This window comes from Tardiphaga sp. 839_C3_N1_4, assembly GCF_051811045.1.
In the GTDB taxonomy this organism is placed as follows: domain Bacteria; phylum Pseudomonadota; class Alphaproteobacteria; order Rhizobiales; family Xanthobacteraceae; genus Tardiphaga.
In genome coordinates this window covers 4,474,687-4,500,340 of sequence record NZ_JBPWQD010000001.1, presented here as the reverse complement: position 1 = coordinate 4,500,340, position 25,654 = coordinate 4,474,687, and the positions used below count along the sequence as shown (strand labels likewise).

Below are 25,654 nucleotides of genomic sequence, written 5' to 3'. Positions count from 1 at the left end.
TGAATGGTCGGCGATCACAAACCGCGCAGCACCAACCGGTTGAGACGGCTGGCAAACGCGGCCGGATCTTCCGGCAATTCGCCGTCGAGGATCTGCGCCTGCTCCAGCAACAGGAACGCGATGTCCGACGCCTCACCGCCCGCCGCCTTGTCCGCGCCCGCGATCTTCGCCACCAGCGGATGGCGCAGATTGATCTCGAGGATCGGCTTGGTGACAGAGCCTCGGTTCTGCATCGCCAGCATGCGTTCGAGTTCACGATCCGGGCCGGCGCCGCCGGCCACGAGGCACGAGGCCGACGTGGTCAGACGCGTCGAGACCTTCACATCGGAGACGCGCTCGCCGAGCGCATCCTTGATGACGGCAATGGTCGCGGCCTCGTCGGTCTCGGTCTTCGGCTCGTCCTTGGTCGCGTCTTCATCAATACGCGGGATCAGATCGAGATTGACCTCGCCCTGGCTCAGCGATTTCAGCGGCTTGCCGTCGAAATCGAGTGGCGCCGAGCTCCAGAATGCATCGACCGCATCGGTCAGCAGCAGCACTTCGATGCCGCGCGACTTGGCGGCCTCCAGCTTCGGATTCGACTTCAGGCGGTCGAGGCTATCGCCGGCAAGATAATAAATCTCCGTCTGGTTCGGCTTCAGGTCGGCCACGTAATCCTTCAGCGAGCGCTTTTCGCCTGAGGTCGTCGTGAAGCGCGACAGCGCCAGCAGCTTCTCGCGGCGCTCGAAGTCTTCATAGATGCCTTCCTTGATCACGGGGCCGAAGGCGTCCCAGATCTTGGCGAAGGTCTCGGCGTCTTTCTCACTCAGGCTTTCGAGTTCGCCGATGACGCGGGTGGCAACGGCTTTCCTGATTTGCGTCAGCTGCGGATTGTTCTGCAGCATCTCGCGCGAGAGGTTCAGCGGCAGATCCTCGGCATCGATGACGCCGCGAATGAAGCGCAGATAGGACGGCAGCAGATCCGCATCGTTGGTGATGAACACGCGGCGGACATAGAGCTTCACATGGCCCTTGCGGTTCGGCTCGAAAAGGTCGAACGGCTTTTGCGACGGCGCGAACAGCAGCACCGCATAGGAGTAACGCCCCTCGGCGCGGTAATGCAGCGTCATCGCCGGTTCGTCATAGGCATGCGCAATGGACTTGTAGGCCGCGCTGTAATCTTCCGGCTTCAGCTCGGACTTGGAGCGCTGCCACAATGCGCTGGCCGAATTGATCTGGCGCGGCTCGGCATCGCCGTCCTTGAGCATGATCGGAAACTGAATGTTGTCCGAATAGGCTGACACGATGCGCTCGATCTCGTAAGTTTCGAGATACTTCTTCGCGTCATCTTTCAGATGCAGCACGATGGACGTGCCGGTCGGCACGCTCATGCCGTCACTGACCTGGGCGATCTCGAAACCCGCGCCACCGGCAGAGGTCCAAGTGAACGCATCATGAGTGCCGGCGCGATGGCTGGTGACGACAATCTTCTCCGCCACCATGAAGGCTGCATAGAAACCGACGCCGAACTGGCCGATCAGGTTCGAGCCGTCCTTGGCCTCGGTCAGCCGCGACAGGAATGACTTGGTGCCGGAGCGCGCGATGGTCCCCAGATTGTCGATCAGTTCCTGACGGTCCATGCCGATGCCGGTATCGACGATCGACAACGTATTGGCTGATTTGTCCGGAATGATGGTGATGTTGGGCGACTGGCCCTCGGGGATCAGCTGGGGATTGGCGATCGCCTCGTAGCGCAGCTTGTCGCAAGCGTCGGACGCGTTGGAAATCAGCTCGCGCAGGAAGATGTCGGTCTCGGAATAGACCGAGTGAACCATCAGGTTCAGCAATTCGGCGACTTCGGCCTGGAACGGCTGGGAAACGGGTGCAGCGGTGTCAGTGGTCGTCATGAAAAGTGCCCGATACTGGTAAAAGAGAGATGACGCATATAGCGACGCGGATTTGCCGAGTCCATGGTGCAAACCAATGGATTCCGCGTGAAAATACCTCACCGGGAACTGTAGTTGCTGCCGTTACTTTGAGGTTGCGACTTGCGCGGCCAGCAGCCTGGTCGTGGCGTCGAGATCTACCAGCGGATAGACTTCGAACTGCGCCGGAATGATGTCGGCCCATTCGTTCAGGATGCGATGCAGCACTTCATTGCCATCGACCTTGAACACCGCGACCACGCCGCGGCCGACGCGCGGATAGATGTGCTGGCAGACACCTGAAGCCTGATAGGCCGCCATCCACGGCCAAAAGCTCTGCCGGGTTGCCGCCATGTCCGACGGACGATCCGCGCGCGGATTCGAGATCACCAGAAACAGCATCGCGGATTTTCTCTTCTCTGAAGCAGAATGCCTCAGCCCTGTAGGGCGCCCGCATAGGCGCTTTCCAGCATGGCCAGGCATTCGCGCGCACGCGCCTGCGCGATGTCGTTGGCGGTCTGGGAGATTTCGCGGAGATCGCGGATCGCCAGATCGACGGCGCTCAGCAGATCGATTTCACACTCATCGGCCTGGGGGGCCGCTACACGCATGGGGAAAGGGATAACTACGCTCACTGGCACGCCCGCTCTTCACGATTGCAACGTTCGAATCACTCGCGACTCATTTGGCCTGCGAATGGTTAAGCCAATCGGTAGGAAGCAACGGATCTGACGTAAAACTGTCGCGCCGCCGTCAATCCTGCCAACTCACCGGCGGGATCAGACCGACGGACGGGTCATCGCCAGGGTCATCCGACGGCTGGATCGTGGGCGCTTCGTCCTGTTCGGGCGTCGCGTCGATAATCATGGCCGGCGACGGAAGCTGTGGAACGGCCATGCTCTGCTGCCCGCGCCGATAGGACTCGAATTCGAGCTGTTTGGCGAAATACCGGAACAGGTCAGCCGCGTATTTGCGCTGCTCGGGGCTGGAAGCCGAGGCGATCTGGAAGATCAATTCGTCGGACAGTTCCGACGTGGTCGCACCGGTCAGGTCTTCAAGAACGCTCATCACAATGGCTCGGCCTATGAAGCTTTGAGCCTGCACGAGTGTGGTTGATATCGCGTTGTTCGTCGGAGCAATCGGGAGCGCGTGCGTAAGCATCACTAATGACGCCCTAATTTGTAGCGTTAGGGGGCACCGAACGTCCTACGGATGCGGCCGCGCATGACTAGACGCAATGAGATAGTGCCTGTTGCGCACTTCTGCCGCTTATTCGTGCAAGTCGGCGGAACCCGGCACACGGAAAATTAAGCCACGATTAACCATGATCGGGCGATAAAGCGAAGGTAACTGATTGCTGTCAACGGGGATGCGACGATGGTCTTGGCGATGAATCGCAGCAGCAATTCTGCGCTTGCCAATGCGACTGAAGAGGCTGACGACAGCTCCGATATCTCCGCGCTGATCGGGCGGTTGACCGCCGAGGTCAACGAGATCGCCTGCGAAAAGACCAGGTCGATCCAGCACATCACCAACCAGATGAAGATGCTGGCGCTGAATGCGCTGATCGAAAGCTCGCGCGCCGGCGCGCAGGGCGCGGGCTTCGCCGTCGTGGCACAGGAAGTGCGCAATGTCGGCCAGCAGGTCGAAACCATCGCGCGCGATCTGGAATCGCAGCTCACCGCCCGCACCGGCAGCCTGATGTCGTCGATCGAGAAGATGACCGAACGCTCGCGCGGCGAACGCATGGTCGATCTGTCGCTCAACGCCATCGAGCTGATCGACCGCAATCTCTATGAGCGGACCTGCGACGTCCGCTGGTGGGCAACCGACTCGGCCGTCGTCGATTGCGCAGCAGCACCGAGCGACGCCACTATCGCCCATGTATCGGAGCGGCTCGCCGTGATCCTCGGCGCCTACACCGTCTATCTCGATCTCTGGCTGTGCGACATGCAAGGCAATGTCATCGCCAGCGGCCGTGGCGATCGTTTCAATGTCACGGGCCAGAATATCGCCGGCACCGCCTGGTTTCGCGATGCCCGTACGCTGCGCTCCGGCGACGACTACACCGCGGGCGATGTCGAGCGCCAACCGCTCCTGAACAATGCGCAGGTCGCTACCTATTGCGCCAGCGTGCGCGAAGGTGGCAAAGTCAATGGCCGCGCCATCGGCGTGCTCGCGATTCATTTCGACTGGGAAGCCCAGGCTCGCGCCATCGTCGAAGGCGTTCGCGTCGATGACGACAAGACGCGTGTGTTGCTGGTGGATTCGAACCTGCGCGTCATCGCCTCGTCCGACGGCCAGGGCCTGCTCACCGAACGCATCGCACTGGCCCTGAACGGCCGCCGCAGTGGCTTCTATCATGACCGTTCCGGCGGCCTCGTCGCCTTTCATGCCACACCGGGCTATGAGACCTACAAAGGCCTCGGCTGGTACGGCGTGATCATGCGCGGCGCCTAGCCGCACGATCTGGCGCTTGGCAATCTCGCTGCGATAAGCTCCCGCCCGTCACAAGCGGGAGACAGCGATGACCGACGTCACTTTCGAACCGGCAATTCCGGTTCTGCGCATCTATGACATCGTCAAGGCGAAGGAATTCTATGTCGACTTCCTAGGCTTTGCGATCGACTGGGAACATCGCTACGGGCCGGACTTCCCACTTTACATGCAGGTGTCGCGCGGCGGCGTGAAGCTGCATCTCAGCGAGCACTATGGCGACGGAACGCCGGGCACCGTGGTCCATATCCGCGGCAGCAATATCGCGGCTTTCGCAAAGGAGCTGCATGACAAGCAGGCCCGTTTCGCGCGCCCGAGTCCGACCGATACGGCCCCAAAGATCACCGACCCGTTCGGCAATGTGCTGCGCTTCGATGACGCGACCAACACGCACTGAGCCCGCCGCTTCAGCCGTCGCTGCAACGAGAGAACTTACCCGTTCAACCAGTTCCGGATCTTCGCGAAGAACCCCGTGTCACGTCGCACGCTGACAGGCCCAACGGCAATTGGCCGCACGGGCTCGCCATCCACAACCGGCGCCGCCCTTGCTGCCGCCAGCGCCATGGGCCCGACCTGCGCGAGGAATGCATGTTCATGGCTACGCGTCAGCCGCGCCAACGCGGCGTCGAAGGGCAGCCAGGCGACTTCGCTGATATCCTTCATCAGCTTGCGTGATGGCGTGGGCGCGGCCTCCATGTGCCAGAAATGCACGACCTTGGTCCGTTCACCGAGCGGATAGGCCAAGGCACCGAGATAGTCATGCACAGACGCGGCATGGCCGGTCTCTTCCAGCACCTCGCGCTCAGCCGCGTCGCGCGGCGTCTCGCCATTGTCGAGCTTGCCCTTCGGCAATACCCAGTCGCCGCGCTTGCGCAGGCAGACCACGGCGAACAGCGGCGTCTCGCCCCGTTGTACGACAATGCCTCCCGCCGCCATGATGATATCGCGCGCCATGATTGTCCTTAACCGCTAACGCACAAAGACGCCATCGAGGTCATCCTCGATATGAGCATGAATGATGGAATCGAAACTCTGTTCCGCCTGGAAACCCAGCGCCAGTGCACGTTTGGTATCGAACATCGTAGGCCATCCCGCAACCATCGCCATGACAGCGGGATCGGGCACATGCTTGATGCGTGTCACAACACTGTCACCTGCCACACGGCGTAGCGCGGCAATCATCTCGGCAACGGACGCACGCACGCCGGGCATCATCACCGTGCGGCGTGCGCCGAGCTTGGCGCTGTCAAGCGTCGCAGCATGAAGCAGGAATTCCGTTGTCGCGCGCGGACTGGCATGGGTCTGCCCGACGTCGTCGGTTACTGGTAGCACCGCCTCGCGCCCGGCCAGCGGCTCGCGAATGATATTGGAGAAGAAACCCGACGCTGCTGCATTGGGCTTGCCCGGCCGTACGCAGATATTTGGCAGGCGAATTCCGATACCGTCGAAGAAGCCGCGCCGCGTATAGTCGGCCAGCAGCAATTCACAAATAGCCTTCTGCGTTCCGTAGCTCGACAGCGGCGTGTGAAAGAAATCGTCGGCGATCGGCCCGTTATAGGGCGCGCCGAAGGTCGCGATTGACGAAGTGTAGACGATGCGAGGGCGATAACTACCCCCCATCGCGCGGATCGCCTCGAACAGATTGCGCGTGCCGTCGAGATTGACCGCGTAGCCTTTGTCGAAATTCTGCTCGGCTTCGCCGGAGACGACCGCAGCAAGATGGAAGATCAGGTCGGGCTTTGACGCCAGCAGTGCTGCGGGCGCATCCGGTTTTGCGAGATCGACCATGATGCTGCGCGCGCCGACCAGATCGCTGGGGACCGCATCAGCCATCGCCAGATCGCCGATTTCCCCACCGCCGACATGACCGTCCTTCAACAGCCGCTCGCAGAGCTTGCGGCCGATCATGCCGGCCGCGCCAATTACCAGGACCTTCATTCTTTGATCTTCACTCTTTGGGCGCCGACAGCTTGTAGATCTCAAGCGCATCGGCATCGGCTCCGCGCACCGCCTTGCACATGCGGAAAATCTGCGCCGCAAGTGCCGCCATCGGCACCGGAGTCGAGGTGTCCTGTGCCACATCGACGACCGTATCGAGATCCTTGAGCATCGTATGGATGTGGCCGAGCGGCGGTGAATGAATGCCCTGCGCCATGCGCGGCACGAACAGTTGCAGCGGGATCGAATCTGCAAAGCCGCCCGCGAGCGCTTCCGGCAGGCGCTTGGCGTCGATACCGGCATTCACAGCAAGCCGCGTCGCTTCTGCCAGGACCGCCATGGTGCAGCCGACGATCACCTGGTTGCAGAGTTTGGTCATCTGCCCGGCGCCGGTCGGCCCCATATGTGTGAAGTTGCGCGCCATCGCCAGAATATAGGGCCTGATACGTTCGACATCGGCGGCCTCGCCGCCGGCCATGATCGCAAGCGTGGCTTCCTCCGCGCCTTTGGTGCCGCCCGACACCGGCGCATCGATCCAGCCCATGCCGTTCGCCGCCTGCAGCCGCGCCGCTATGGACTTCGTCTTGTCCGGATGGATCGAGGAGAAATCGACGACCAGCTTGCCCTTGCCATCGCTGCCGGACAGTCCGTTGTCGCCGAACACGACCTCCTCCACCGCCGATGCATCGGTGAGGCACATGAAGATGATGCTGGCATGAGCGACGACATCGCGCGGACTGGCGGCGGCTTTCGCACCGGCCTCCACCAGCGCATTGGCCTTGCCGGGCGAGCGATTCCAGACGGCCACATCGTAACCGGCGCCGAGCAGCCGCTTGGTCATCGGCAGTCCCATCAGGCCGAGGCCGAGGTAACCGAGCTTCTCTTTGCCGCCCGCTGAATCCACCATTTTGACGCCGTTGTCCTTCTGCCGCCGAGCCACACTGCTCGCATCTGCGAGCTATCTACGCTGCGTCCGCAGCCGCAGCAACGATGATATCAACGCCGGCGAGACTGCCAATTGTTGCGCCACAGCACGAATGAATGTTGGGCACGCACCTCGCTTGCCAGAATATTTGAAGCATGAAAGGCTTCAAGACAGCGGGGCTTTTCTTTTGGCCGGGTCTGGCCATCATCAAACGGAGTGAGCGGGCATGAAGCTGGGTTCTTCGAAGTGGCTGGTGGCGGCGGCTCTCGCGGCGGGAGCGGTGTCGGGTGCGGCGCACGCGCAGACGATTCCGACCATCAAGGTCGGCTGGACCATTCCGGCCGAAGAATCCAAATACTGGATGATGAAGCGCCCGACCGAATTCACCAATCTCGGCACGAAATACAATATCGAGTGGACGCAGTTTCAGGGCACCTCGCCGATGACCCAGGCGCTCGCCGCCGGCGCGCTGGATTGCGCCACCCAGGGCGTGCTGTCGCTCGCCAACGGCGTCAACGGCGGCAACCTCAAGGCCTATATCGTCGCGCAGCACGTGTCGGAAAAGCCCGGCAGCTTCTCGGTCTACTGGGCCGTGAAGGATGACTCGCCGATCAAGACCATAGCCGACCTCAAGGGCAAGAATGTCGGCATTTCCGTCATTGGCGGCGGCACCTACGGGCCGTTCAAGATGCTGCTGAAGGGCGCAGGCGTCGATCCCGAGAAGGACGTCAAGCTGATCGAGATCGGCTTCGCGGCCTCGGAAGATGCGCTGCGTCAGGGCCGCGTCGACGCGATCAACATGAACCAGCCATTTGCCGCGCGCATGGAAGCCAAGGGCGGCACGCGCAAGCTGTTCTCGCTGAACGAAGCGATGCCGAACATCGTGCATATCCTTGAAGCCTGCCGCGCCGATTTCGTCGACAAGAACCCCGAACTCGCCAAGGCCTATGTCGCCGACATCACCCTTGGCATGAAGAAGGCGCTGGCCAACCGCGAGGAAACGCTGAAGGTCGTCAACGAAGTCATGAAGGCACCGATCCCGGTGCTTGAGACCTATCTGCTGAAGGAGAACGACTTCGCCCGCGACCCGGGCGCAGCACCGAACTTCCCAGCCATGCAGAAGATGCTCGATATCTATACCGAGGCCGGCATGCTGCCGAAGATGGACGCGATGCAGTTCAAGCACCCGACCATTGTGGCTCCGCTCCAGTAGAGCAAGACGCGACATCTCATTGTATGATGTCCTGAGGCCACGCCCACGGCGTGGCCTCAATGCATTGGACGACAAGACCAAGAAACGGAAAGATACGCCCCATGAAGAAATTGCGATCCCGCGTCACCACCGACGGCCTCGACCGTGCCCCGCACCGCGCTTTCATGCGCGCCATGGGCCTCGACGACGAGGCGATCGCAAAACCCATGATCGGCGTGGTGTCGATGAAGGGCGAACAGACGCCCTGCAACATGACCCACGACTTTCAGGTCGACGCTGCCAAGACGGGTATTTCCGAAGCCGGCGGCACGCCGCGCGAGTTCTCGACCATCTCGGTCTCCGATGCCATCAGCATGAACCATGAGGGCATGAAGTTCTCGCTGCTATCGCGCGAGATCATCGCCGACAGTATCGAAGCCGTGATGCACGGCCTCGCTTACGACGCGCTGATCGGCTTCGGCGGCTGCGACAAGACGCTGCCCGGCGTCATCATGGGCATGGTCCGCTGCAACGTGCCGTCGATCTTCATCTATGGCGGCAGCTCACTGCCGGGACTGCACAAGGGCAAGACGCTGACCGCACTGGATTCCTATGAAGCCGTCGGCGCCTTCATGACCGGCGACATCGACAAGCAGGAGCTGGAAGCCATCGAGCGCGCGTGTCTGCCGACCATCGGCGCCTGCGCCGGCCAGTTCACCGCCAATACGATGGCGATGGTGTCCGAAGCGCTGGGGATCACGATGCCCAATGTCTCGATGATTCCCGGCGTCTATGCCGAGCGCGCGCAATTCGCACGGCGCGCCGGACGTCTGGTCATGGACATGCTGCGCAACGATGGCCCGTTGCCGCGCGACATCGTCACGCGCAAGTCTCTCGAAAACGGCGCCGCCATCGTCGCCGCCACCGGCGGCTCGACCAATGCCGCGCTGCATCTGCCGGCCATCGCCAACGAGGCCGGTATCAAATTCACCATCGACGATGTCGGCGAGGTGTTCGCGCGCACGCCCCTGATCGGCAATCTGCGACCAGGCGGCAAATATGTCGCCAAGGATGTCTACGATATCGGCGGCACCGCAGTCGTGATCCGTGCCTTGCTTGAGAGCGGCCATATCGACGGCTCCTGCATCACCATTACCGGCCGCACGATTGCGGAAGAATACGGCAATGCCAACAAGGCCGATGGCGAGATCATCTACTCCTCAGCGAAGCCGATCATGCCCGATGGTGGCGTCGCGGTGCTGAAGGGCAACCTCTCGCCTGATGGCGCGGTCATCAAGGTCGCCGGACTGAAGAAGACAGTGTTCGAAGGCACGGCCCGCGTGTTCGAGGACGAGGAAAGCTGCGTCGCCGCGGTGAAGGACCAGAACTACAAGGAAGGCGATGTGCTGATCATCCGCAATGAGGGTCCGGTCGGCGGCCCCGGCATGCGCGAGATGCTCGGGGTCACCGCGCTTATCTACGGTCAGGGCATGGGCGAGAAAGTCGCGCTGATCACCGACGGCCGCTTCTCCGGCGCGACCCGCGGCATGTGCATCGGCTATGTCTCGCCGGAAGCCTATATCGGCGGCCCGCTGGCACTGGTGCGCGACGATGACAAGATCCGCATCGACGCGCCGGCGCGGCGACTGGATCTGATGATCAGTGATGCCGAATTCGCCGCGCGCAAGGCGGCGTGGACACAGCGTCCGCCGCGCCACCGCGCCGGCGCGCTGGCGAAATATGCCAAGCTCGTCGGACAGGCCCCCGGCGGCGCCGTGACACACGACGGCGGCGCGGAATGGCCGTGGTTTGAGTAGAGACCCTCATGGTGAGGAGGCGCGTCTTCGCGCCGTCTCGAACCATGAGCTGTGGCATCATCCTTCGAGACGCGCGCGAAGTGCGCACTCCTCAGGATGAGGGACAGAGTCAATCCGCCGTCGCGGCGCGCAACTCATCCGCCCTCGCGTGCTTCAGCCCGACAGCTTCGATCGCGCGTCGCGCCGCCGCAACCAGATCCTGGTTGCCCTTCGCGCGGCAGCCATCCGGCAGCAGCTCGTTGTTCTCGAAGCCGACGCGGATATGGCCGCCCAGCAATGCGCCAACAGTGACGCAGGCCGTCTCCTGCGCACCGAAGGCGCAGACACTCCAGTGTTCGAATGTTGGCGCGCCGGGCACGACGAACGGCAGCAGATCGGCCGGGCTTGATGTCTGCCCCGCTGTATAACGGCCGAGCACGAACAACACCGGCAAACGGTCGAACGGCACCAGCCCGCGTTTGCGAAACTCCGCAAGCCGCACGGCATCCGCCGCATCGTAGAGAATGATTTGCGGCGTCACGCGCTCGCGCTTCATCCAGCCGAGCAGATCGGCGAAGGCCGGCTCCTCGCTGGCATCGGGCACCAGTTCACGGAGCGCCAGCGACACCGCTTCCGGCTTCACCGCCTGCACCACGGCGCGCTGCTCCGCCGGCGTGTATTTGCCGAGCGCCTCGGAGGTGATCTGGATCACGAGCCTGTCGCCGACTGCACTGCGGATCGCCGCGATGGCGTCCCGATAGGCCGCCGCATCGAGCAGGTGACTACCGTCGGCATTGCGCACATGGGCATGGATCATCGCCGCGCCTGCCTCGAGGCAATGCGCGGCCGTCACCGCCAACTCCGCCGGCGTCAGCGGCACGGCGGGATGGTCGGCCTTGACCTTGCGGCCGCCGTTTGGGGCGACCGCAATGGCAACGGGGGGCATGATTTACGGAATCGCTGCGATGACGGCGATCTCGACCTTGATGGCGGGGTCGGCGAGCTTCGACTCGACACAGGCGCGCGCTGGGCCAACTTCGGGCACCCAGGCATCCCACACCGTGTTCATGGCATCGCGGTCATTGATATCAGGCAGCCAGACGGTCGCGCTCAGGATGTTGTTCTTGTCGGTGCCGGCTTCCTTGAGGAGCGCGTCGATCTTGTCGAGCACCTGCTTGGTCTGCGTCTTGACGTCGCCCGAATATTCATCCGGCACCTGACCGGCGAGGTAGACGGTGTTGCCATGGATGGAAGCCTGGCTGAGACGCTTGCCGGGACCGAGACGCTTGATCATGCAGAAGTCTTTCATTGAGTGTGGAACGGAGTGACCCGGGCGCGACCATCCCCGCTCGGAACTGGCCCGTCAAGCCCATGACGCCACACGGTACAAGTGGCCCTGCGTGGACCACTCTTACTATTCCGCGGCGCGGGCCCGCTTCATGGCATCGTCCATCAGCGCCTTGGGCGCTGGCAACCGCAACCGGCGGCCATGCTGCAGATAGAGCAGCGCGACACGTTTCGGATCAGACAGGTTCCAGATTTCGACCGCGGGCAGCCGCCCCACCAGCGTCACGGATGGCCGATGCGCGATGACATGGGACAGGATCGCGGATTTCGGCCCCTTCTTGAATTTCCGGCGCACTTTTCGCGCGGCATTCTCATTGGCCGCCTGCCAGCGGATCCGCGGCCCACGCCGGCGGTTCAGAAGCCAAGAAAAGATTCGCAAAATGAATGGCATACGGCTTTTCTTTTTGCCCGGTTGCAGCGACGCTGGCGCGGTCGCGCACTCATTCTCTTAGAACGGATCATCGACAGGGGTAAAGCGGCGCGATCAAGGCGAAAGGTCGCGATGCCAAGAGAATGAAGCATTCCCCGGGGAATGACACGTTCTCCAGGGGGAACGACGCGTTTCCCGGGATATACGCGACCCTCGAATCAGGAATAGACCTGCCCCATGTCCGTTCCCGCCGGCGCCTCGCGTCAATCGAAAAATCAGCCAGACGTGTTCCAGACCTCGGACGCATTGTCCGTGCTGCATTCGGTGTTCGGCCTGCCGGGTTTTCGCGGTGCACAGGAAGATATTGTCCGCCACGTGACCGATGGCGGCAATTGCCTGGTGCTGATGCCGACCGGCGGCGGCAAGTCGCTGTGTTACCAGTTGCCATCCCTACTGCGCCCGGGCTGCGGTATCGTCGTCTCGCCCCTGATCGCACTGATGCGCGACCAGGTCGCCGGCCTGCTCGAGGCAGGCGTCAAGGCGGCGGTGCTGAACTCGACCCTGTCTTGGGACGAAGCCAACGAGGTCGAGCGGCAATTGCTCGCCGGCGAACTCGACCTTCTCTACGTCGCGCCAGAACGGCTAGTGACCCCGCGCTGCCTGGCGATGCTCGGCCGCGCCAGGATCGCCCTGTTCGCCATCGACGAGGCGCATTGCGTCGCGCAATGGGGCCACGACTTCCGGCCCGAATATATCGGCCTCTCGGTCATCGCCGAACGGTTCCCGAACATTCCGCGCATTGCGCTGACCGCCACCGCCGATGATCTGACCCGGCAGGAGATCGTGCAACGCCTCCGCCTGGAAGACGCACCGAATTTCGTGGCGAGTTTCGACCGGCCCAACATCAAGTACGAAATCGTCGACAAGACCAACGCGCAGAAGCAGTTGCAGGCTTTCATCAGCGACCGGCATTCCGGCGAGGCCGGCGTGGTCTATTGCCTGTCGCGCGCCAAGGTCGAGGACACCGCAGCCGCATTGAACAAGGCCGGCATTCTCGCGCTGCCCTATCACGCCGGGCTGGATGCCCGCCTGCGTGAGACCAATCAGGATCGCTTCATCAATGAGGACGGCGTGGTGATCGTCGCCACCGTCGCCTTCGGCATGGGCATCGACAAGCCCGACGTGCGCTTCGTCTGCCATCTCGATCTGCCGAAGAGCATCGAGGCCTATTATCAGGAAACCGGCCGCGCCGGCCGCGACGGCAAGCCGTCCAATGCGTGGATGGCCTATGGCCTTTCCGACATCGTGCAGCAGCGCCGCATGATCGACGAGTCCACGGGTTCGGAGACTTTCAAGCGCGTCTCGATCGGGAAGCTCGATGCGCTGGTCGGCCTCGCCGAAACCGTCGATTGCCGGCGCACGCGGCTGCTGGGTTACTTCGGCGAAGAGGCGACCGGCACCCGCTGCGGCAATTGCGATAATTGCCTCTCGCCGCCAAAAGTCTGGAACGGCAGCGTCGCCGCACAGAAGCTGTTGTCCTGCGCCTATCGCACCGGGCAGAAATTCGGCGCCATGCATCTGGTGGACGTCCTGATCGGCCGCCTCACCGACAAGGTCAAGCAGTTCGGCCATGACAAGCTGTCGGTATTCGGCATCGGCGGCGAGCTCACCGAGAAACAATGGCGCGCCGTGATGCGGCAACTGGTGGCGCGCGGCTTTCTCTATGCGGATGCAGACGCGTTCAATGCGCTGAAGCTCACGGAAGAAGCGCGCGGCGTGCTCAAGGGCGAGATCGAGCTGATGTTCCGCGAGGAAACCGGCGGTACCGGCCGTGCGCCGCGCAGCAAATCCCGCCGCGGCGATCTTGCGGCACCGCGCAGCGACAATGCCAATCCCGATCTGCTCGCCGTGCTGCGCGCCTGGCGCTCGGAAGTCGCGAAGAAGCGCAACGTCCCGGCCTATGTCGTGCTGCACGACGCCACCATCGATGGCATCGCCAGCGAACATCCCACCACGCTCGACCAGCTCCGCGAAATCCCGGGGATCGGCGACAAGAAGCTGGAGCATTACGGCGACGAGATCCTCGCTTTGGTGAATGCGACGCCGGGACGATAGCGGGTGATCGAAGCCACCGATGTCTATCGGGCGGGCTTGTAACCCTTGATGACCGACTCCGACTTCTTCAGGGCCGCCACAAGTTCCGCCCCGGTCATCAATGCAGTTGTCTGGCTGGACTTGATGGCGCCGCCCGCCGCAATCGCGACGGCGATGGCCGCCATGCTCTCGATATCCGGTACATCGGCGATCAGCATCACGTCATACTCGCCCAGGCAATACCAACCACCGATCAATTGTCCTCCGACGGCCTCCGTCGTCTGCCGTCCAACGGATTCAACGCGGTTCTGCGGATTCTTCATTTGCGCGGCCCATGATTCCGGCGTGTAGGCAGCCTGATACATATAGAGCGGCATGTTCGACCTCCGTCAGCCGGGATTGTCCTGACCTTTCACCGGGAGAAGAGCGCGAGCTTCGCCATTTTCACGGCACGGCCCAGCTCTATTCGCGCGATGATACCGGCAGCGATCTGCATGGTGGCGCCGATTGCCCAGCTCAAACAGATGATGCCAGCCGTCCTGGGGCGCACGGTTTCACCCAGAATGATACTGGAGACTGACGTGATCGCCGTCACCGATGTGATGAAGGTACCGGCCGCAGTGAGCAGTTCCACCATATCCGCACTGTTGCCCAGCCCACGCCATAGCGGCAGATGCATGCGGTAATCGGCAGGAACCTGGGGCAGATCGATCCCGAGATAGAAGCCGGTAGCCCCGTAAATGATCATGGCGAACACGACTTCACCCGAACCGATGACCTCGATGAAGCGGCCGACCTCGGCAACGAACAGCCCGCAGGCAGCCCCAACCAAAGCGAGTCCGGTCCGTTCGAGAATGTGCGCCAACCTGCTGAGGGTCGAGCGGGTGTGCCACGATGCGCTGGGCTTGATGATCATGTGATCCTCGTCTGCCCATGAGCCCTTCGAGGAGGAGTTTTGAGGTCCGTCCTCCGCAATAACAAGCAGGAGTGCTTACCTAAATCGAGTGGGGTGGCGGTACCTGCTTCGGTGACGTGGAAACACACGCTCGCATTCTCGCGGCGCTTGCGCGTCCGAGTTTTGCGCATTCCTTCCCACCCTCCCTTAAGAGGGCGTGCGGAACGCCGGGTGCCCATTGCACCCTTGGGCCTGATGCGAATGCGGTCTTCCGCATGGATAATGCATCAGGACTTTCGGACGCGCCGAGCGAGTGCCCAGCGTTCCGCCTGCGGTGTTTTTTCGGCTTGCTTGCACTTTGCCTTGGCGAACGGTCCGATCACCAAAATGATGGTCCCACGGCGGAGGGACAGGGAGCCTCAAGCGAGTAAGCCGGACGCGTTTCGATTTGGTCGTCCGTCACACTGTCCAGGGGTCTTTCCATCCCAAGGCCGGCCGTCTCCTTGCCAGTGGCAGTGCTGGCGCAGATCCGTCCTGCCCGAAGACAGACGTCACCCCCAAACCGCGTAACGCCGCATCTCCGGCGTCCACCGCATCCCACCCCGCGAACGTGACGATCGCGCTCGCCCCTCTCATCGGGGCCGGACGAAAGGGAATATAAACCTTATGGGGATATTGTCAACAACAGATAGGAAAAAATGTTTGGATGCGCTGTCCCGCCGCCCGCCCCAAACTGTCATTCCGGGGCGTGCGCGCATCTTTGCGCGCGCGAACCCGGAATCTCGACCTGTTCAGCGCAAAACACACCGGGCTTCCGGGCTCAGTCCGGTCCGCTTCGCGGTCCGTACTGCCCCGGAATGACGAGCGTGGGTCGGGCTTCCCCGGCATCGAACAATACGGGTGACGCAAATACCGCCAAAGGCGCCAAAACCGCTGCATTCGTAAGTATCCGGCTACGCGACGAAACAAATCTCCGCTTCCACGAAACAATTTTCTACACGGACGCCATCGGCTGGAAACCGGCCGGGATTACACCTCCATGCAACAAGTAGCCGCGTAGACGGCAGGAGGCCGCCATGAACCACTCGATCCACAGCGCAGACCGCAGCACGCATCTGAAGATCGTCGTTGTCGCCCTGGTTGCCGGCATCGCGGTTGCAGGTTTCGGCATAGCCGCCCGCACGGGCACCAGCGACGGCACCCAGACGGCCCGCGTCATCAAGGCCGGCCAGCCGACCGCCCTCACCAGTTCGAACACGACGGCGGTTCGCTGATTGTCGCATCAGGACACCGGACCGGTTTGACCTCAATCAGCGTGATGCGCCGGTGATCCCGGGATAGCGGCACGCGCCGGTGATTCCGGCGCACCGCGCGTTTCAACCTTGGCACCCTCGACAGTCCCTCTGCCCTGCCATAGTAAATCCTTGGGCGCATCGACGCGCCCGAAGATGCAGGACAGCCCTTTGACTGTGACAGATGTGGCGCCGGGTGCAGGCGAAGCCAACAGCACCATTCGTCAAGCTTCCGCGACGAGCCCCAAGACCGCAAACCAGACCGCAACCGACGCGATCATCAATTCCTATGCCGGCCGATCGATGCCCATCGATCATCTGCGGACCTTCGTCACGCCCGAGATGAATTTCGCGACGCGCACCATCAAGGCTGGCGCACCGGTGCGGCCGCTGACTTACGGCAAGCGCACACTGCCGGACTTTCCGATCGTCTCCACCGCCGGCACCTTCGACATCTACGACTATGTCTCGCGCAACCGTGTCGCCGGACTTCTGGTGATGAAGAATGACGAGGTCCTGCTCGAACATTATGACCTCGGCATCAATGCCGCCACGCGCTGGCTATCGATGTCGATGGCGAAATCCTTCAGCACCACGCTGGTGGGCGCCGCCATCCAGGACGGCTATATCCAGAGCGTCGACGACCCGCTGACCAGGTATCTTCCCGAATTCTCCGGCACCGCCTTCGAGGGCGTCAGCGTGAAGACGCTGATGCAGATGACGTCGGGCCTGCGCTGGAGCGACGACCAGACCGATGCGAATTCCGAGCGCCGCAAGATGCTCGCATTGCAGGTCGGGCAGGAGCCCGGTGCCGTCATGCGTTACATGGCTGAGCGCCCGCGCGCCGCGGCGCCCGGCACGCAATGGACCTATTCGACTGGCGATACCCATGTGGTCGGCGCGCTGGTGAAAGCCGCCACCGGCAAATGGCTGAGCGATTATCTCTCGGAGAAGATCTGGTCCAGACTCGGCATGGAGGCCGATGGCGCCTGGTGGCTGGAAGCGCCCGGCGGGCTGGAAGTCGCCGGCAGCGGGATGTTTGCCACCCTGCGCGACTATGCCCGGTTCGGCCGGTTCATTCTCGATGACGGCGTGATCGATGGCACCCGCGTGCTGCCGGAAGGCTGGGTCCGCGAGGCCGGAGCATCCAGACAGATCAACGGCCAGCGCGTCGATTACGGCTATATGTGGTGGATCGTGCCGGCGCCCGACGGCACGCTCGATGACGGCGCCTTCGTCGCGCGCGGCATTTTCGGCCAGATGCTGTACATCAATCCAAAACAGCGCGTGATCTGCGTGGTGCTGAGCGCGCGGTCGAAGCCGACGACGCTGAACGCGCCGATTCTGGACAATGATTTCTTCAATGCGGTGGTGAAGGCGCTGAAGTGAGCGGCTGGCTTCTTAACCTCTCCCCGCAAGCGGGGAGAGGTCGACTGGAACGCGCGCAGCGCGTGAAAGTCGGGTGAGGGGGACTCACCATTTGCTCGGAGTCGATGGAGACTCCCCTCACCCGTCGTCGCTTCGCGACGCCACCCTCTCCCCGCCTAGCGAAGCTTCGCTTCGCCGTGCGGGGCGAGGGAAGAACTACCCCACTTTGCTCCGCTTCGCCTGTGCCGCGACGCTCAGTTCGGGCCAGTCTTGCGCGATGGCCTCGATCAGCCAGTTGCGATAGCGGCGGATCAGTGGCGCATCCCAGCGGTCGGCGCGGGTGATGAAGTAATAGATGCCGTCCGAATAAGGCTGAAAGCTCGCATTGCCTTTTCCGATCTCGACGAGGCGGCCAGATTCCAGCTCATGCGCAACCACCATATGGTTGGACAGCGCCACGCCGCGGCCGTGGACCGCAGCATCCAGCGTCATGTGGCCCTGCCACAGGCGAGGACCGCCGAGGTCGAGTTCGTCATAGATGCCGTGCGCCGCCAGCCAGTGCGCCCAGCTGTCGAAATCCTCTTCATGCAGCAGGCGCTGGCTGAGCAGATCGCGCGGCGTCTCGATCGCCGGCATCGAGGCCAGGTAGGCCGGGCTGGCCACCGCGACGATCGGCACCCGCGCCGCCTCGATGCAGCGCAAGCCGGGGGCGAGCTGCAGCGGATTGCCATAGACCGACTCGAAGCGGATATCGATATCCGTCTCGTGCGAGGCGAAATCCGGCCGGCGATCGGTGGGGCGTAGCTCAATCTCGACGTCGCGATTGGCCTTCTCGAACAATCCGATCTTGCGCGACATCCAGTGCAGCGCGAAGCCCGGCGCGCACCAGATCAGCAGGCGATGATTGTCGCCGCGCCGCATCAGGTCGATGGTGGCATCGGCAATGGCATCCATCGCCGCCGCAATATGCCGGTGATAGCGCACGCCGTCGTCGGTCAACGAAATGCTCGACGAGGTCCGGTCGATCAGCTTGGTGCCGGTCCATGATTCCAGCGTACGCAGATGCCGGCTGATCACCGCATGGTCGCGCCCGAGGCTCTGCGCCGCGCGGCGCACGCCGCCGAGTCGCGCCACCGCATCGAAGGCACGCAGCGCCTCGAAAGGCGGGATCGACTTGCGCGACGGCGGGTTCAGCGCCGGGGCCGGCGCGGCTCCGGAATCGTCCATCACGACAGGATTGGGGCCTGGACTGGAGACCGGCTTCATCATCCATCCACATTCGGTTGGCGGCACGACCGCCAAGCGGATCGTCCCGTAGAGACAAGCATTCAGCGAAGCAAGAGACATGCCGGTGTGCACAGAGGCAAGTCGGCAGGGCTGCGGCAAGATGGCAGCCTAGCACGGTGCGCCCGGTGCACCACCATGCCCCTCATTGGCATCTTCCGGGTCATCTTGATGGCGTTACCCTCGTGAGGTCTAACGATGGCTGATCGCGCGCTGCGCGGCAGCCGCGGCATGGGGATCACGACACTGACCGATCTGTTTCAACGGCCACGCTACCGCGACCCGCTCAATCCCGGCGGCCCCCTGCTGCCGCGCACCGGCTGGAGTCGCGCGCCGATGCATCGCTGGACCTTCCAGCACATCCGCGAGATGACGCCGACCGCACAGGTCTGGCGCGGCCCCGGCCCGGTGATGCCAATGCGCGAGAATTTGCAGGCGCTCGATACGGTTGCTTTCAGCTTTGACGGCCGCGAGCTGGGTTTCGCGCGCTTTCTGGCGGACAACGCCACCGACGGCATGCTGGTGCTGCATCGCGGCGCCATCGTCTATGAACGCTACTTCAACGATATGAAGCCGCACAGCCAACACCTGTCGATGTCGATGGCCAAATCGATGGTCGGCATGGTGGCCGGCATTCTCACCGACCGCGGCGTGCTCGATCCCAAGGCGCCGGTGACGCACTATCTGCCGGAACTGTCGCGCACCGCCTATAGCGGCGCGAGTGTGCAGCATGTGCTCGACATGACCACCGGCGTGGTGTTCGACGAATCCTACACCACGCCCGGCTCGCATATGGTGAAGCTCGGCTATGCCTGCGGCTGGCGCGTCAACGACCAGCCGGACTACCCGCGCACCATGTGGGAGCTGATCCTGACGCTGACCGAACAGGACCGCCCGCACGGATCGCTGTTCCAGTATCGCTCCATCGAGACCGACGTGCTCGGCTTCATCCTGGAGCGCGCCACCGCAACTTCGTTGTCCGAACTCGTCAGCCGCGAATTATGGGCGCCGATGGGCGCGCAGGAAGACGGCTATTTCACCGTCGATCACGGCGGCTTCGCGCTGGCCGATGGCGGCTTCTGCGCAAGCCTGCGCGATTATGGCCGCTTCGCGCAGATGATCATCAATGGCGGACGGTCCGGCGATCGTCAGGTCATTCCAAAAGCGTGGATCGACGAGACCCGCAACAACGGCAACACAGAGATTTTCCAGGGCTTCTTCCGCGAGACGCTGCCGGAGGGCGCCTATCACAACAAATGGTGGATCGAGGATCCCAAAGGCCGCGCCATGCTGGCGCGCGGCATCTTCGGGCAGCTCATCTATATCGATCCCGAATCCGAATTCGCCTTCGTCAAGCTCTCGACCTGGCCCGACGTCACCAGCGTGCCGCGCGCCCGCGAGGCCGTCGCCGCCACACATGCGATCCGCGATGCGCTCACACGATAACCGAAAGGCAGCGTGATGGGCCGCTTCCTGCTCGGACGTCTGCTGCAGGCGGTGCCGACACTGATCATCGTATCGGCGGCGATCTTCTTCGCGATGCGGCTGATCCCCGGCGATCCTGCTTCCGTGATGCTCGGCGATCTCGCCACCCCCGAACAGGTCGAGGCACTGCGCCGGGAAATGGGTCTCTCCGGCGCGCTGCCGTCGCAATATCTGACCTGGCTCAGCCACATCTTCTCGGGTGACTTCGGCAAGTCGATCTCGTCAGGTGAACACGTGCTGCCGCTGATGCTGGACCGCTTCGCTGTCTCCGCAACCATCGTCGTCACAGCCGTGATGTTTGCCGCGCTCATCGCGGTGCCAGCCGGCATGTTCGCGGCATGGAAACAAGGCAGCTTCGCCGATTACGGCACCGTGGCACTCTCGACGCTCTTGTTGTCGATCCCGAGCTTCTGGCTTGGCCTGATGATCCTTCTGGTATTCGGCATGTGGCTCGAATGGTTTCCGGTGATCGGCTACGTATCGCTGAGCGAGAATTTCCGTCAGGGCGTGCTGTTCATCTTCATGCCGGTGCTGACGCTGATCATGGTCGAACTCGGCCCGATCGTGCGCATGGCGCGCGCCTCCACCATCGAGGTCTCCCGGCTCGAATATATTACCCATGCCCGCGCCAAGGGCCTGTCCGAATCCGAGGTGATGTGGCGCCACGCGTTTCGTAATGCATTTGCGCCGACCTGGACATTGATCGGCCTGATCCTCGGCGGTTTGCTCGGCGGCATCGCCATCACCGAGACGGTGTTCACCATTCCCGGCCTCGGCCGCCTGCTGGTCGAGGCGATCTATGCCCGCGACTATCCGGTGGTGCAGGGCTGCATCCTGTTCATCAGCGTCATCTATGTCATCGTCAATCTGGTCGTCGACATGCTGTATCCGCTGTTCGACCCGAAGATCGCCCAATGACGCGCTATTTCCCCCGCCTCGCGCGCGGCCGCGCCAATCTCCTGATCGGCGGCGGCCTCGTCCTGCTGCTGGCCTTGCTCGCGATCTTCGGCCCCATGCTGGCGCCCTATGATCCGCTCAAGCTCAACCTGCGCGCCGCGCTGAAAGCACCTTCCGCATCGCATCTGTTCGGCGCCGACGAATTCGGCCGTGACGTGCTGAGCCGCTTGATCTATGGCGCACGCACCACCGGCTGGATCGCGCTTGCGACCGTTGCCATCGCCGTCTCGCTCGGCCTCTTGTTCGGCATCGTCGCGGGTTTCCTGCGCGGCTGGACTGACAGGATACTCATGATCCTGAACGACTCGCTGCTGGCCTTTCCCGGCCTGCTGCTGGCGCTGTTTATCATGGCGATCTCCGGCGCCAGCCGCGAGGCGCTGATCCTGGCACTCAGCGTTGCTTATATGCCCGCCGTGGTGCGCGTTGCACGCGCCAGCGTGCTGTCGGTACGCGAACGCGAATATATCGAAGCATCGCGGGTGATGGGCAATTCGGAACTCGTGACCATGGTGCGCCATGTGCTGCCGAACTGCATGGCACCGATCACCGTGCTGGCGACGACGATGTTCGGCTGGGTGATCCTGTCGGAGAGCGCGCTGAGCTTCCTCGGCCTCGGCGTGCCGCCGCCGGCGCCGAGCTGGGGCAACATGCTGGCCTCGGGCCGGCCGTTCATCACCCAGGCGCCGTATCTGCTGATCCTGCCCGGTCTGTGCATCTCGCTGACACTGCTCGGTATCAACATGCTGGGCGATGCGCTGCGCGACTGGCTCGACCCGAAGATGCAGGCGTGATGCGATGATGACACCCGATCCATCGCAGCCCGTGATCGCAACCGAGCATCTGACCGTGACCGTCGGCCCCGGCGGCAACAGGCTCGTCGACGATGCCAACTTCTCCATCATGCCCGGCAGCATGCTGGCGCTGGTCGGCGAAAGCGGATCCGGCAAGACCATGGCCGCGCGCGCCGTGCTCGGCCTGCTGCCGACGCCGCTGATCGCCGCCCCCGGCAGCAGCATCAGGTTCCGCCACACTGAACTTGTCGGCATCGCACCGCCAGCGCTGCGCAAGATCCGCGGCGCGCATATCGGCATGGTGTTCCAGGAGCCGATGGTGTCGCTCAATCCGTCGATGACCATCGGCCGGCAGATGGCGGAAGGGCTCAAACTGCATCACCGCCGGCTGTCGCGCGGTGAGATCCGCGATCGCTGCCTTGCGATGCTGGCGCGTGTCAGCATTCCCAACCCCACACACTGCCTCGATGCCTATCCGCATGAATTCTCCGGCGGCATGCGCCAGCGCATCATGCTGGCATCGGTGATGCTGCTGAAGCCGGACCTGCTGATCGCGGATGAACCGACCACAGCGCTCGATACGCTGGTGCAGCGCGACGTGCTCGATCTGATGGTGGAACTGACGCAGGAAAACGGCACCGCGGTGCTGCTGATCAGCCACGACCTCGGCATGGTCTCGCATTACGTGCGCGACGTCGCCGTGATGCTGAAAGGCCGGATCGTCGAACAGGGCCGCAGCTATGAGGTGCTCTCGTCGCCGCAACATGAATATACGCAGCGTCTCGTCGATGCGCTGCCGCGGCGAAGCGCCGGCGGATTGCGCAGCGCGCGGACCGCCAAGCCGCTGGTCGAACTGCGCGACGTGGTGATCGACTATCCCGGCCGCGCACGCTTGTTCGGCCGTACCGAGGCCAAGCGCGCCGTCGACGGCGTCGATCTTACCATCGGCGAAGGCGAGACGCTGGCGCTGGTCGGCGGCTCTGGCTCTGGCAAGACCACGCTCGGCCGCGCCACCGTCGGCCTGATCACGCCGACCTCCGGCAGCATCGCCTTCCGCGGCGGCCAGATCATGACCTGGCGCGGCCGCGCGGCGCGGCTGCAGCGCGAGGAAATGCAGATCATCTTCCAGGATCCGTATTCCTCGCTCGATCCGCGCCAACGCATCGGCGATATCGTCGGCGAGCCTTTGCGGCTTGACACTACGATGGACGGCAAGGCGCGTGATGCCCGCGTGCGTGAGGTGCTCGATGAGGTCGGTCTGTCCCAAGACTTCCTGCGCAGGCTGCCGCATCAATTGTCCGGTGGCCAGCGCCAGCGCGTCGCCATCGCACGCGCCATCGCACGGCGCCCGGCCTTCGTGGTCGCCGACGAGCCGGTGTCGGCGCTCGACATGACCGTGCAGAAGCAGATCCTGAAACTGATCCGCGAGTTGCAGGAGCGCTATGGTTTTGCGTGTCTGTTCGTCTCGCATGATCTCGGTGCTGTCGAGCAGGTCGCCGACCGTGTCGCCGTCATGCAGAACGGCAAGATCGTCGAAGTCGGGAGCCGGGACGACATCTTCGACCGGCCGCAGCATGATTACACAAAGCGGCTGCTGAATGCGGCGATGCTGCTAGACCGGAAGTTTGATGGCGCGGGGGTGGCGGCGGAGACGGCGGTCTAGCGCCATACACTCAGGCTTTCATACGCGGGCTTGAACAGCGTACCTATCTTTGCCGGTCACTCCGCCCTCATCCTGAGGAGCGGTCGCCTTCGACCGCGTCTCGAAGGATGGCCGCGAGCTCCGGAGTGCGGCAATCATGGTTCGAGACGCGCGCAAAAGCGCGCTCCTCACCATGAGGGGGAGTACGAAAAAACCCGAGGCCATCGCCGGCCCCGGGTCTTCAAGTCTGCCGTAACGCTGCGGGCAGTTACGGCTTCTTCCACACACCCCAGGCGCGCGGTTTTTCGAGCGGCCACGACTCGTAGTTCACGAGCTTCGGCGAGACCGCCTCGATCACGGGATAGTAGTAAAGGCCGAGGATCGGCACTTCCTCTTCCATTTTGGCATGAAGCTGCCTGAGGATGGCCTTGCGCTCCTCGAAACCCGTCGCGTTTAGCGCCTTGAGATACAGCGCCTGCGCCTCCGCATCGTCCCATTGCGACGTCGGCGCCTTGGCCTTGTTGCCGATGATGGTGCCATACATCAGCATCGGGTCGGCGCGCGACGAATAGCCGAAGGACTGCAGCTGGAACTTGCCGCTCATCCAGTTCTCGAGCTGCGCCGCCCAGTCGATCACGTCGAGCTGCACGTTGAAGCCGGCGGCGTTGAGCATGGCCTGCACCACAACGGCATTCTCATACATGCCGATATAGCGCTTGTTGGTCTGCATCTTGATCGGCTCGCCCTTGTAGCCGGCTTCCTTCAAGAGCTTTTTCGCGGCTTCAGGATCGTATTTCGGCCAGGCCTGGAACGACTTTTCGAAATAGGCCGAGGATTCCGCAACACCCGACGGATTGAACTCGGTAAGACCCATCAGCTTGGTCTCCGCCATTTCCTTGAAGTCGATCGCATGCGCCAAAGCGCGGCGGATCTTGACGTTCGACATCAAGGGGTCGGTGGTCTGGATCAGGATCGCCGACAGTGACAGGCCCGGCGCGGTCTTTACGACGGCGCCGCGCTTTCTCATTTCCTCGATGCGCGAAACCTGAAGATAGGTGACGATGTCGACCTGGCCGGCGAGCAGCGCGGTTTCCGCCGCGGTCTTGTCGGGGATGACGACGAAGCGAACCTCGTCGAAATAGCTGGTGCGGTCGCCGCCGAAGCCGTCGCGCTTCTGCTTCGACGCGACATAGTCCGCGAAGCGCTCCAGCGAGACATATTGCTCCTTGCGCCATTCCTTCAGCTTGAACGAGCCTGAACCGATCGCCGATCCTGCAATCCAATTGCCCTCGGCGTCGACATTCTTCGGGCTGGCAATCCAGAAATTGCAGACGATGTCGGCGAGCCGCACCAGGAACAGCGTGTTCGGCTTGTCGAGGGTGAAGACTACCGTTCCGTCGTCCGGTGCTTCCACCGACTCGACCTTCATGCCGCGCGAACCGTCGAAGCTTGCGGCACAGACCCATGGCGCACCGGACTTCGGGGCCGCCATGCGGCGGTCCCACAGCCACTTGACGTCGGCGGCCTTCACCTTGTCGCCGTTGTGATAGACTATGCCGTCGCGGAGCTTGAAGCTGTAGGTCTTGCCGTCCGGCGACACGTCCCAGCTCTCGGCTGCGGCGGGGCCGATGGTCATGTCGTTCCTGTGCGCGACAAGCTGTTCGTAGATGTGATTGAGGACGTGATCGGTGAGATTGTCGCTGCGCGAGGCGTCGAGCGTGCGGATATCCGCCGTCATCACGATCCGCATCGTGCCGCCGCGGATCGGCTCCTCCGCACGTGCCATGCCGGCGAAGACGACGCCCGCGGCAATCGCGGCCAGGACGGTGGCGAAGACAGATCTCATCCTCATGCGGTTCTCCAAATCACGTTGCCAAT

General features: G+C 62.9%; 25 protein-coding genes. 11 read left to right on the top strand and 14 right to left on the bottom strand.

From position 1 onward, the window contains the following. Positions 1-14: 14 nt before the first annotated feature. The 4 genes from htpG to AB8A38_RS21525 form a co-directional block, all read right to left on the bottom strand. A complete protein-coding gene (gene htpG, locus AB8A38_RS21540) occupies positions 15-1,886 on the bottom strand; it encodes a molecular chaperone HtpG (protein WP_439087332.1) in 1,872 nt (623 codons plus the stop codon). Between the two features lie 123 nt (positions 1,887-2,009). After that, positions 2,010-2,306 (bottom strand): DUF3303 family protein, encoded by a 297-nt coding sequence (locus AB8A38_RS21535; RefSeq protein ID WP_315839625.1) that lies wholly within the window; start codon positions 2,304-2,306, stop codon positions 2,010-2,012. Positions 2,307-2,338: 32 nt separating this feature from the next. Continuing rightward, the gene (locus AB8A38_RS21530) at positions 2,339-2,515 is read right to left on the bottom strand and encodes a hypothetical protein (RefSeq protein WP_286144438.1); all 177 of its coding nucleotides are present in this window, start codon (positions 2,513-2,515) and stop codon (positions 2,339-2,341) included. A gap of 142 nt (positions 2,516-2,657) precedes the next feature. Continuing rightward, a complete protein-coding gene (locus AB8A38_RS21525) occupies positions 2,658-2,972 on the bottom strand; it encodes a hypothetical protein (RefSeq protein WP_089267817.1) in 315 nt (104 codons plus the stop codon). Positions 2,973-3,293: 321 nt separating this feature from the next. On the opposite strand from AB8A38_RS21525, the gene AB8A38_RS21520 reads away from it, so the two are divergent. Both AB8A38_RS21520 and AB8A38_RS21515 read left to right on the top strand, forming a co-directional pair. Continuing rightward, the gene (locus tag AB8A38_RS21520) at positions 3,294-4,364 is read left to right on the top strand and encodes a methyl-accepting chemotaxis protein (RefSeq protein WP_439088578.1); all 1,071 of its coding nucleotides are present in this window, start codon (positions 3,294-3,296) and stop codon (positions 4,362-4,364) included. A gap of 67 nt (positions 4,365-4,431) precedes the next feature. Continuing rightward, a complete protein-coding gene (locus AB8A38_RS21515) occupies positions 4,432-4,797 on the top strand; it encodes a glyoxalase superfamily protein (protein WP_439087331.1) in 366 nt (121 codons plus the stop codon). Positions 4,798-4,832: 35 nt separating this feature from the next. Here AB8A38_RS21515 and AB8A38_RS21510 read toward each other — a convergent pair whose 3' ends face one another. The 3 genes from AB8A38_RS21510 to AB8A38_RS21500 are packed head-to-tail and all read right to left on the bottom strand — an operon-like array spanning position 4,833 to position 7,245. Beyond that, the gene (locus AB8A38_RS21510) at positions 4,833-5,354 is read right to left on the bottom strand and encodes an NUDIX hydrolase (RefSeq protein ID WP_439087330.1); all 522 of its coding nucleotides are present in this window, start codon (positions 5,352-5,354) and stop codon (positions 4,833-4,835) included. Positions 5,355-5,369: 15 nt separating this feature from the next. Beyond that, a complete protein-coding gene (gene denD, locus AB8A38_RS21505; protein WP_439087329.1) occupies positions 5,370-6,338 on the bottom strand; it encodes a D-erythronate dehydrogenase in 969 nt (322 codons plus the stop codon). Positions 6,339-6,348: 10 nt separating this feature from the next. Beyond that, positions 6,349-7,245, bottom strand: a complete 897-nt coding sequence (locus AB8A38_RS21500; RefSeq protein WP_439087328.1) for an NAD(P)-dependent oxidoreductase — start codon at positions 7,243-7,245, stop codon at positions 6,349-6,351. Between the two features lie 244 nt (positions 7,246-7,489). Here AB8A38_RS21500 and AB8A38_RS21495 point away from each other — a divergent pair, with 244 nt between their 5' ends. After that, positions 7,490-8,476, top strand: coding sequence for an ABC transporter substrate-binding protein (locus tag AB8A38_RS21495; protein ID WP_439087327.1), 987 nt, complete (start codon positions 7,490-7,492; stop codon positions 8,474-8,476). Positions 8,477-8,577: 101 nt separating this feature from the next. Then, complete coding sequence (ilvD, locus tag AB8A38_RS21490) at positions 8,578-10,272, top strand: dihydroxy-acid dehydratase (protein ID WP_439087326.1); 1,695 nt, start codon at positions 8,578-8,580, stop codon at positions 10,270-10,272. Positions 10,273-10,381: 109 nt separating this feature from the next. Here the strand turns inward: ilvD and AB8A38_RS21485 are convergent, their stop codons facing one another. From AB8A38_RS21485 to AB8A38_RS21475, 3 genes are all read right to left on the bottom strand, one after another. Beyond that, positions 10,382-11,197 (bottom strand): 3-keto-5-aminohexanoate cleavage protein, encoded by an 816-nt coding sequence (locus AB8A38_RS21485; protein WP_439087325.1) that lies wholly within the window; start codon positions 11,195-11,197, stop codon positions 10,382-10,384. A gap of 3 nt (positions 11,198-11,200) precedes the next feature. Beyond that, positions 11,201-11,545 (bottom strand): RidA family protein, encoded by a 345-nt coding sequence (locus tag AB8A38_RS21480; protein ID WP_439087324.1) that lies wholly within the window; start codon positions 11,543-11,545, stop codon positions 11,201-11,203. Between the two features lie 120 nt (positions 11,546-11,665). Beyond that, a complete protein-coding gene (locus AB8A38_RS21475) occupies positions 11,666-11,893 on the bottom strand; it encodes a hypothetical protein (protein ID WP_439087323.1) in 228 nt (75 codons plus the stop codon). A 312-nt stretch (positions 11,894-12,205) separates the two neighbouring features. Between AB8A38_RS21475 and recQ the strand changes: the two genes are divergently transcribed. Continuing rightward, complete coding sequence (recQ, locus tag AB8A38_RS21470) at positions 12,206-14,083, top strand: DNA helicase RecQ (RefSeq protein ID WP_439087322.1); 1,878 nt, start codon at positions 12,206-12,208, stop codon at positions 14,081-14,083. Positions 14,084-14,106: 23 nt separating this feature from the next. Here the strand turns inward: recQ and AB8A38_RS21465 are convergent, their stop codons facing one another. Together AB8A38_RS21465 and AB8A38_RS21460 are read right to left on the bottom strand one after the other, a co-directional pair. Then, a complete protein-coding gene (locus tag AB8A38_RS21465) occupies positions 14,107-14,439 on the bottom strand; it encodes a GYD domain-containing protein (protein WP_089267827.1) in 333 nt (110 codons plus the stop codon). A 35-nt stretch (positions 14,440-14,474) separates the two neighbouring features. Continuing rightward, positions 14,475-14,978: a hypothetical protein gene (locus AB8A38_RS21460; protein ID WP_210269244.1), complete on the bottom strand. Its 504-nt coding sequence runs from the start codon at positions 14,976-14,978 to the stop codon at positions 14,475-14,477. A 1,055-nt stretch (positions 14,979-16,033) separates the two neighbouring features. On the opposite strand from AB8A38_RS21460, the gene AB8A38_RS21455 reads away from it, so the two are divergent. Both AB8A38_RS21455 and AB8A38_RS21450 read left to right on the top strand, forming a co-directional pair. Then, the gene (locus AB8A38_RS21455; protein WP_089263559.1) at positions 16,034-16,231 is read left to right on the top strand and encodes a hypothetical protein; all 198 of its coding nucleotides are present in this window, start codon (positions 16,034-16,036) and stop codon (positions 16,229-16,231) included. 195 nt (positions 16,232-16,426) lie between these two features. Beyond that, the gene (locus AB8A38_RS21450; RefSeq protein WP_439088577.1) at positions 16,427-17,638 is read left to right on the top strand and encodes a serine hydrolase domain-containing protein; all 1,212 of its coding nucleotides are present in this window, start codon (positions 16,427-16,429) and stop codon (positions 17,636-17,638) included. A 195-nt stretch (positions 17,639-17,833) separates the two neighbouring features. Here the strand turns inward: AB8A38_RS21450 and AB8A38_RS21445 are convergent, their stop codons facing one another. Continuing rightward, complete coding sequence (locus tag AB8A38_RS21445; protein ID WP_439087321.1) at positions 17,834-18,964, bottom strand: LysR substrate-binding domain-containing protein; 1,131 nt, start codon at positions 18,962-18,964, stop codon at positions 17,834-17,836. A gap of 135 nt (positions 18,965-19,099) precedes the next feature. Between AB8A38_RS21445 and AB8A38_RS21440 the strand changes: the two genes are divergently transcribed. From AB8A38_RS21440 to AB8A38_RS21425, 4 genes are read left to right on the top strand one after another with little or no spacing between them, the layout of a single operon-like run. Continuing rightward, positions 19,100-20,347: a serine hydrolase domain-containing protein gene (locus AB8A38_RS21440; protein ID WP_439087320.1), complete on the top strand. Its 1,248-nt coding sequence runs from the start codon at positions 19,100-19,102 to the stop codon at positions 20,345-20,347. A gap of 15 nt (positions 20,348-20,362) precedes the next feature. Then, entirely contained in the window at positions 20,363-21,304 is a 942-nt protein-coding gene (locus AB8A38_RS21435; protein WP_439088576.1) for an ABC transporter permease, read from the top strand. Further along, positions 21,301-22,134, top strand: a complete 834-nt coding sequence (locus AB8A38_RS21430; protein WP_439087319.1) for an ABC transporter permease — start codon at positions 21,301-21,303, stop codon at positions 22,132-22,134. The genes AB8A38_RS21435 and AB8A38_RS21430 overlap by 4 nt, the downstream gene beginning before the upstream one ends. Positions 22,135-22,141: 7 nt before the next feature. Beyond that, positions 22,142-23,797, top strand: coding sequence for an ABC transporter ATP-binding protein (locus AB8A38_RS21425; protein ID WP_439088575.1), 1,656 nt, complete (start codon positions 22,142-22,144; stop codon positions 23,795-23,797). Positions 23,798-24,044: 247 nt separating this feature from the next. Here the strand turns inward: AB8A38_RS21425 and AB8A38_RS21420 are convergent, their stop codons facing one another. Next, entirely contained in the window at positions 24,045-25,628 is a 1,584-nt protein-coding gene (locus tag AB8A38_RS21420) for an ABC transporter substrate-binding protein (protein WP_439087318.1), read from the bottom strand. Positions 25,629-25,654 lie beyond the last annotated feature (26 nt).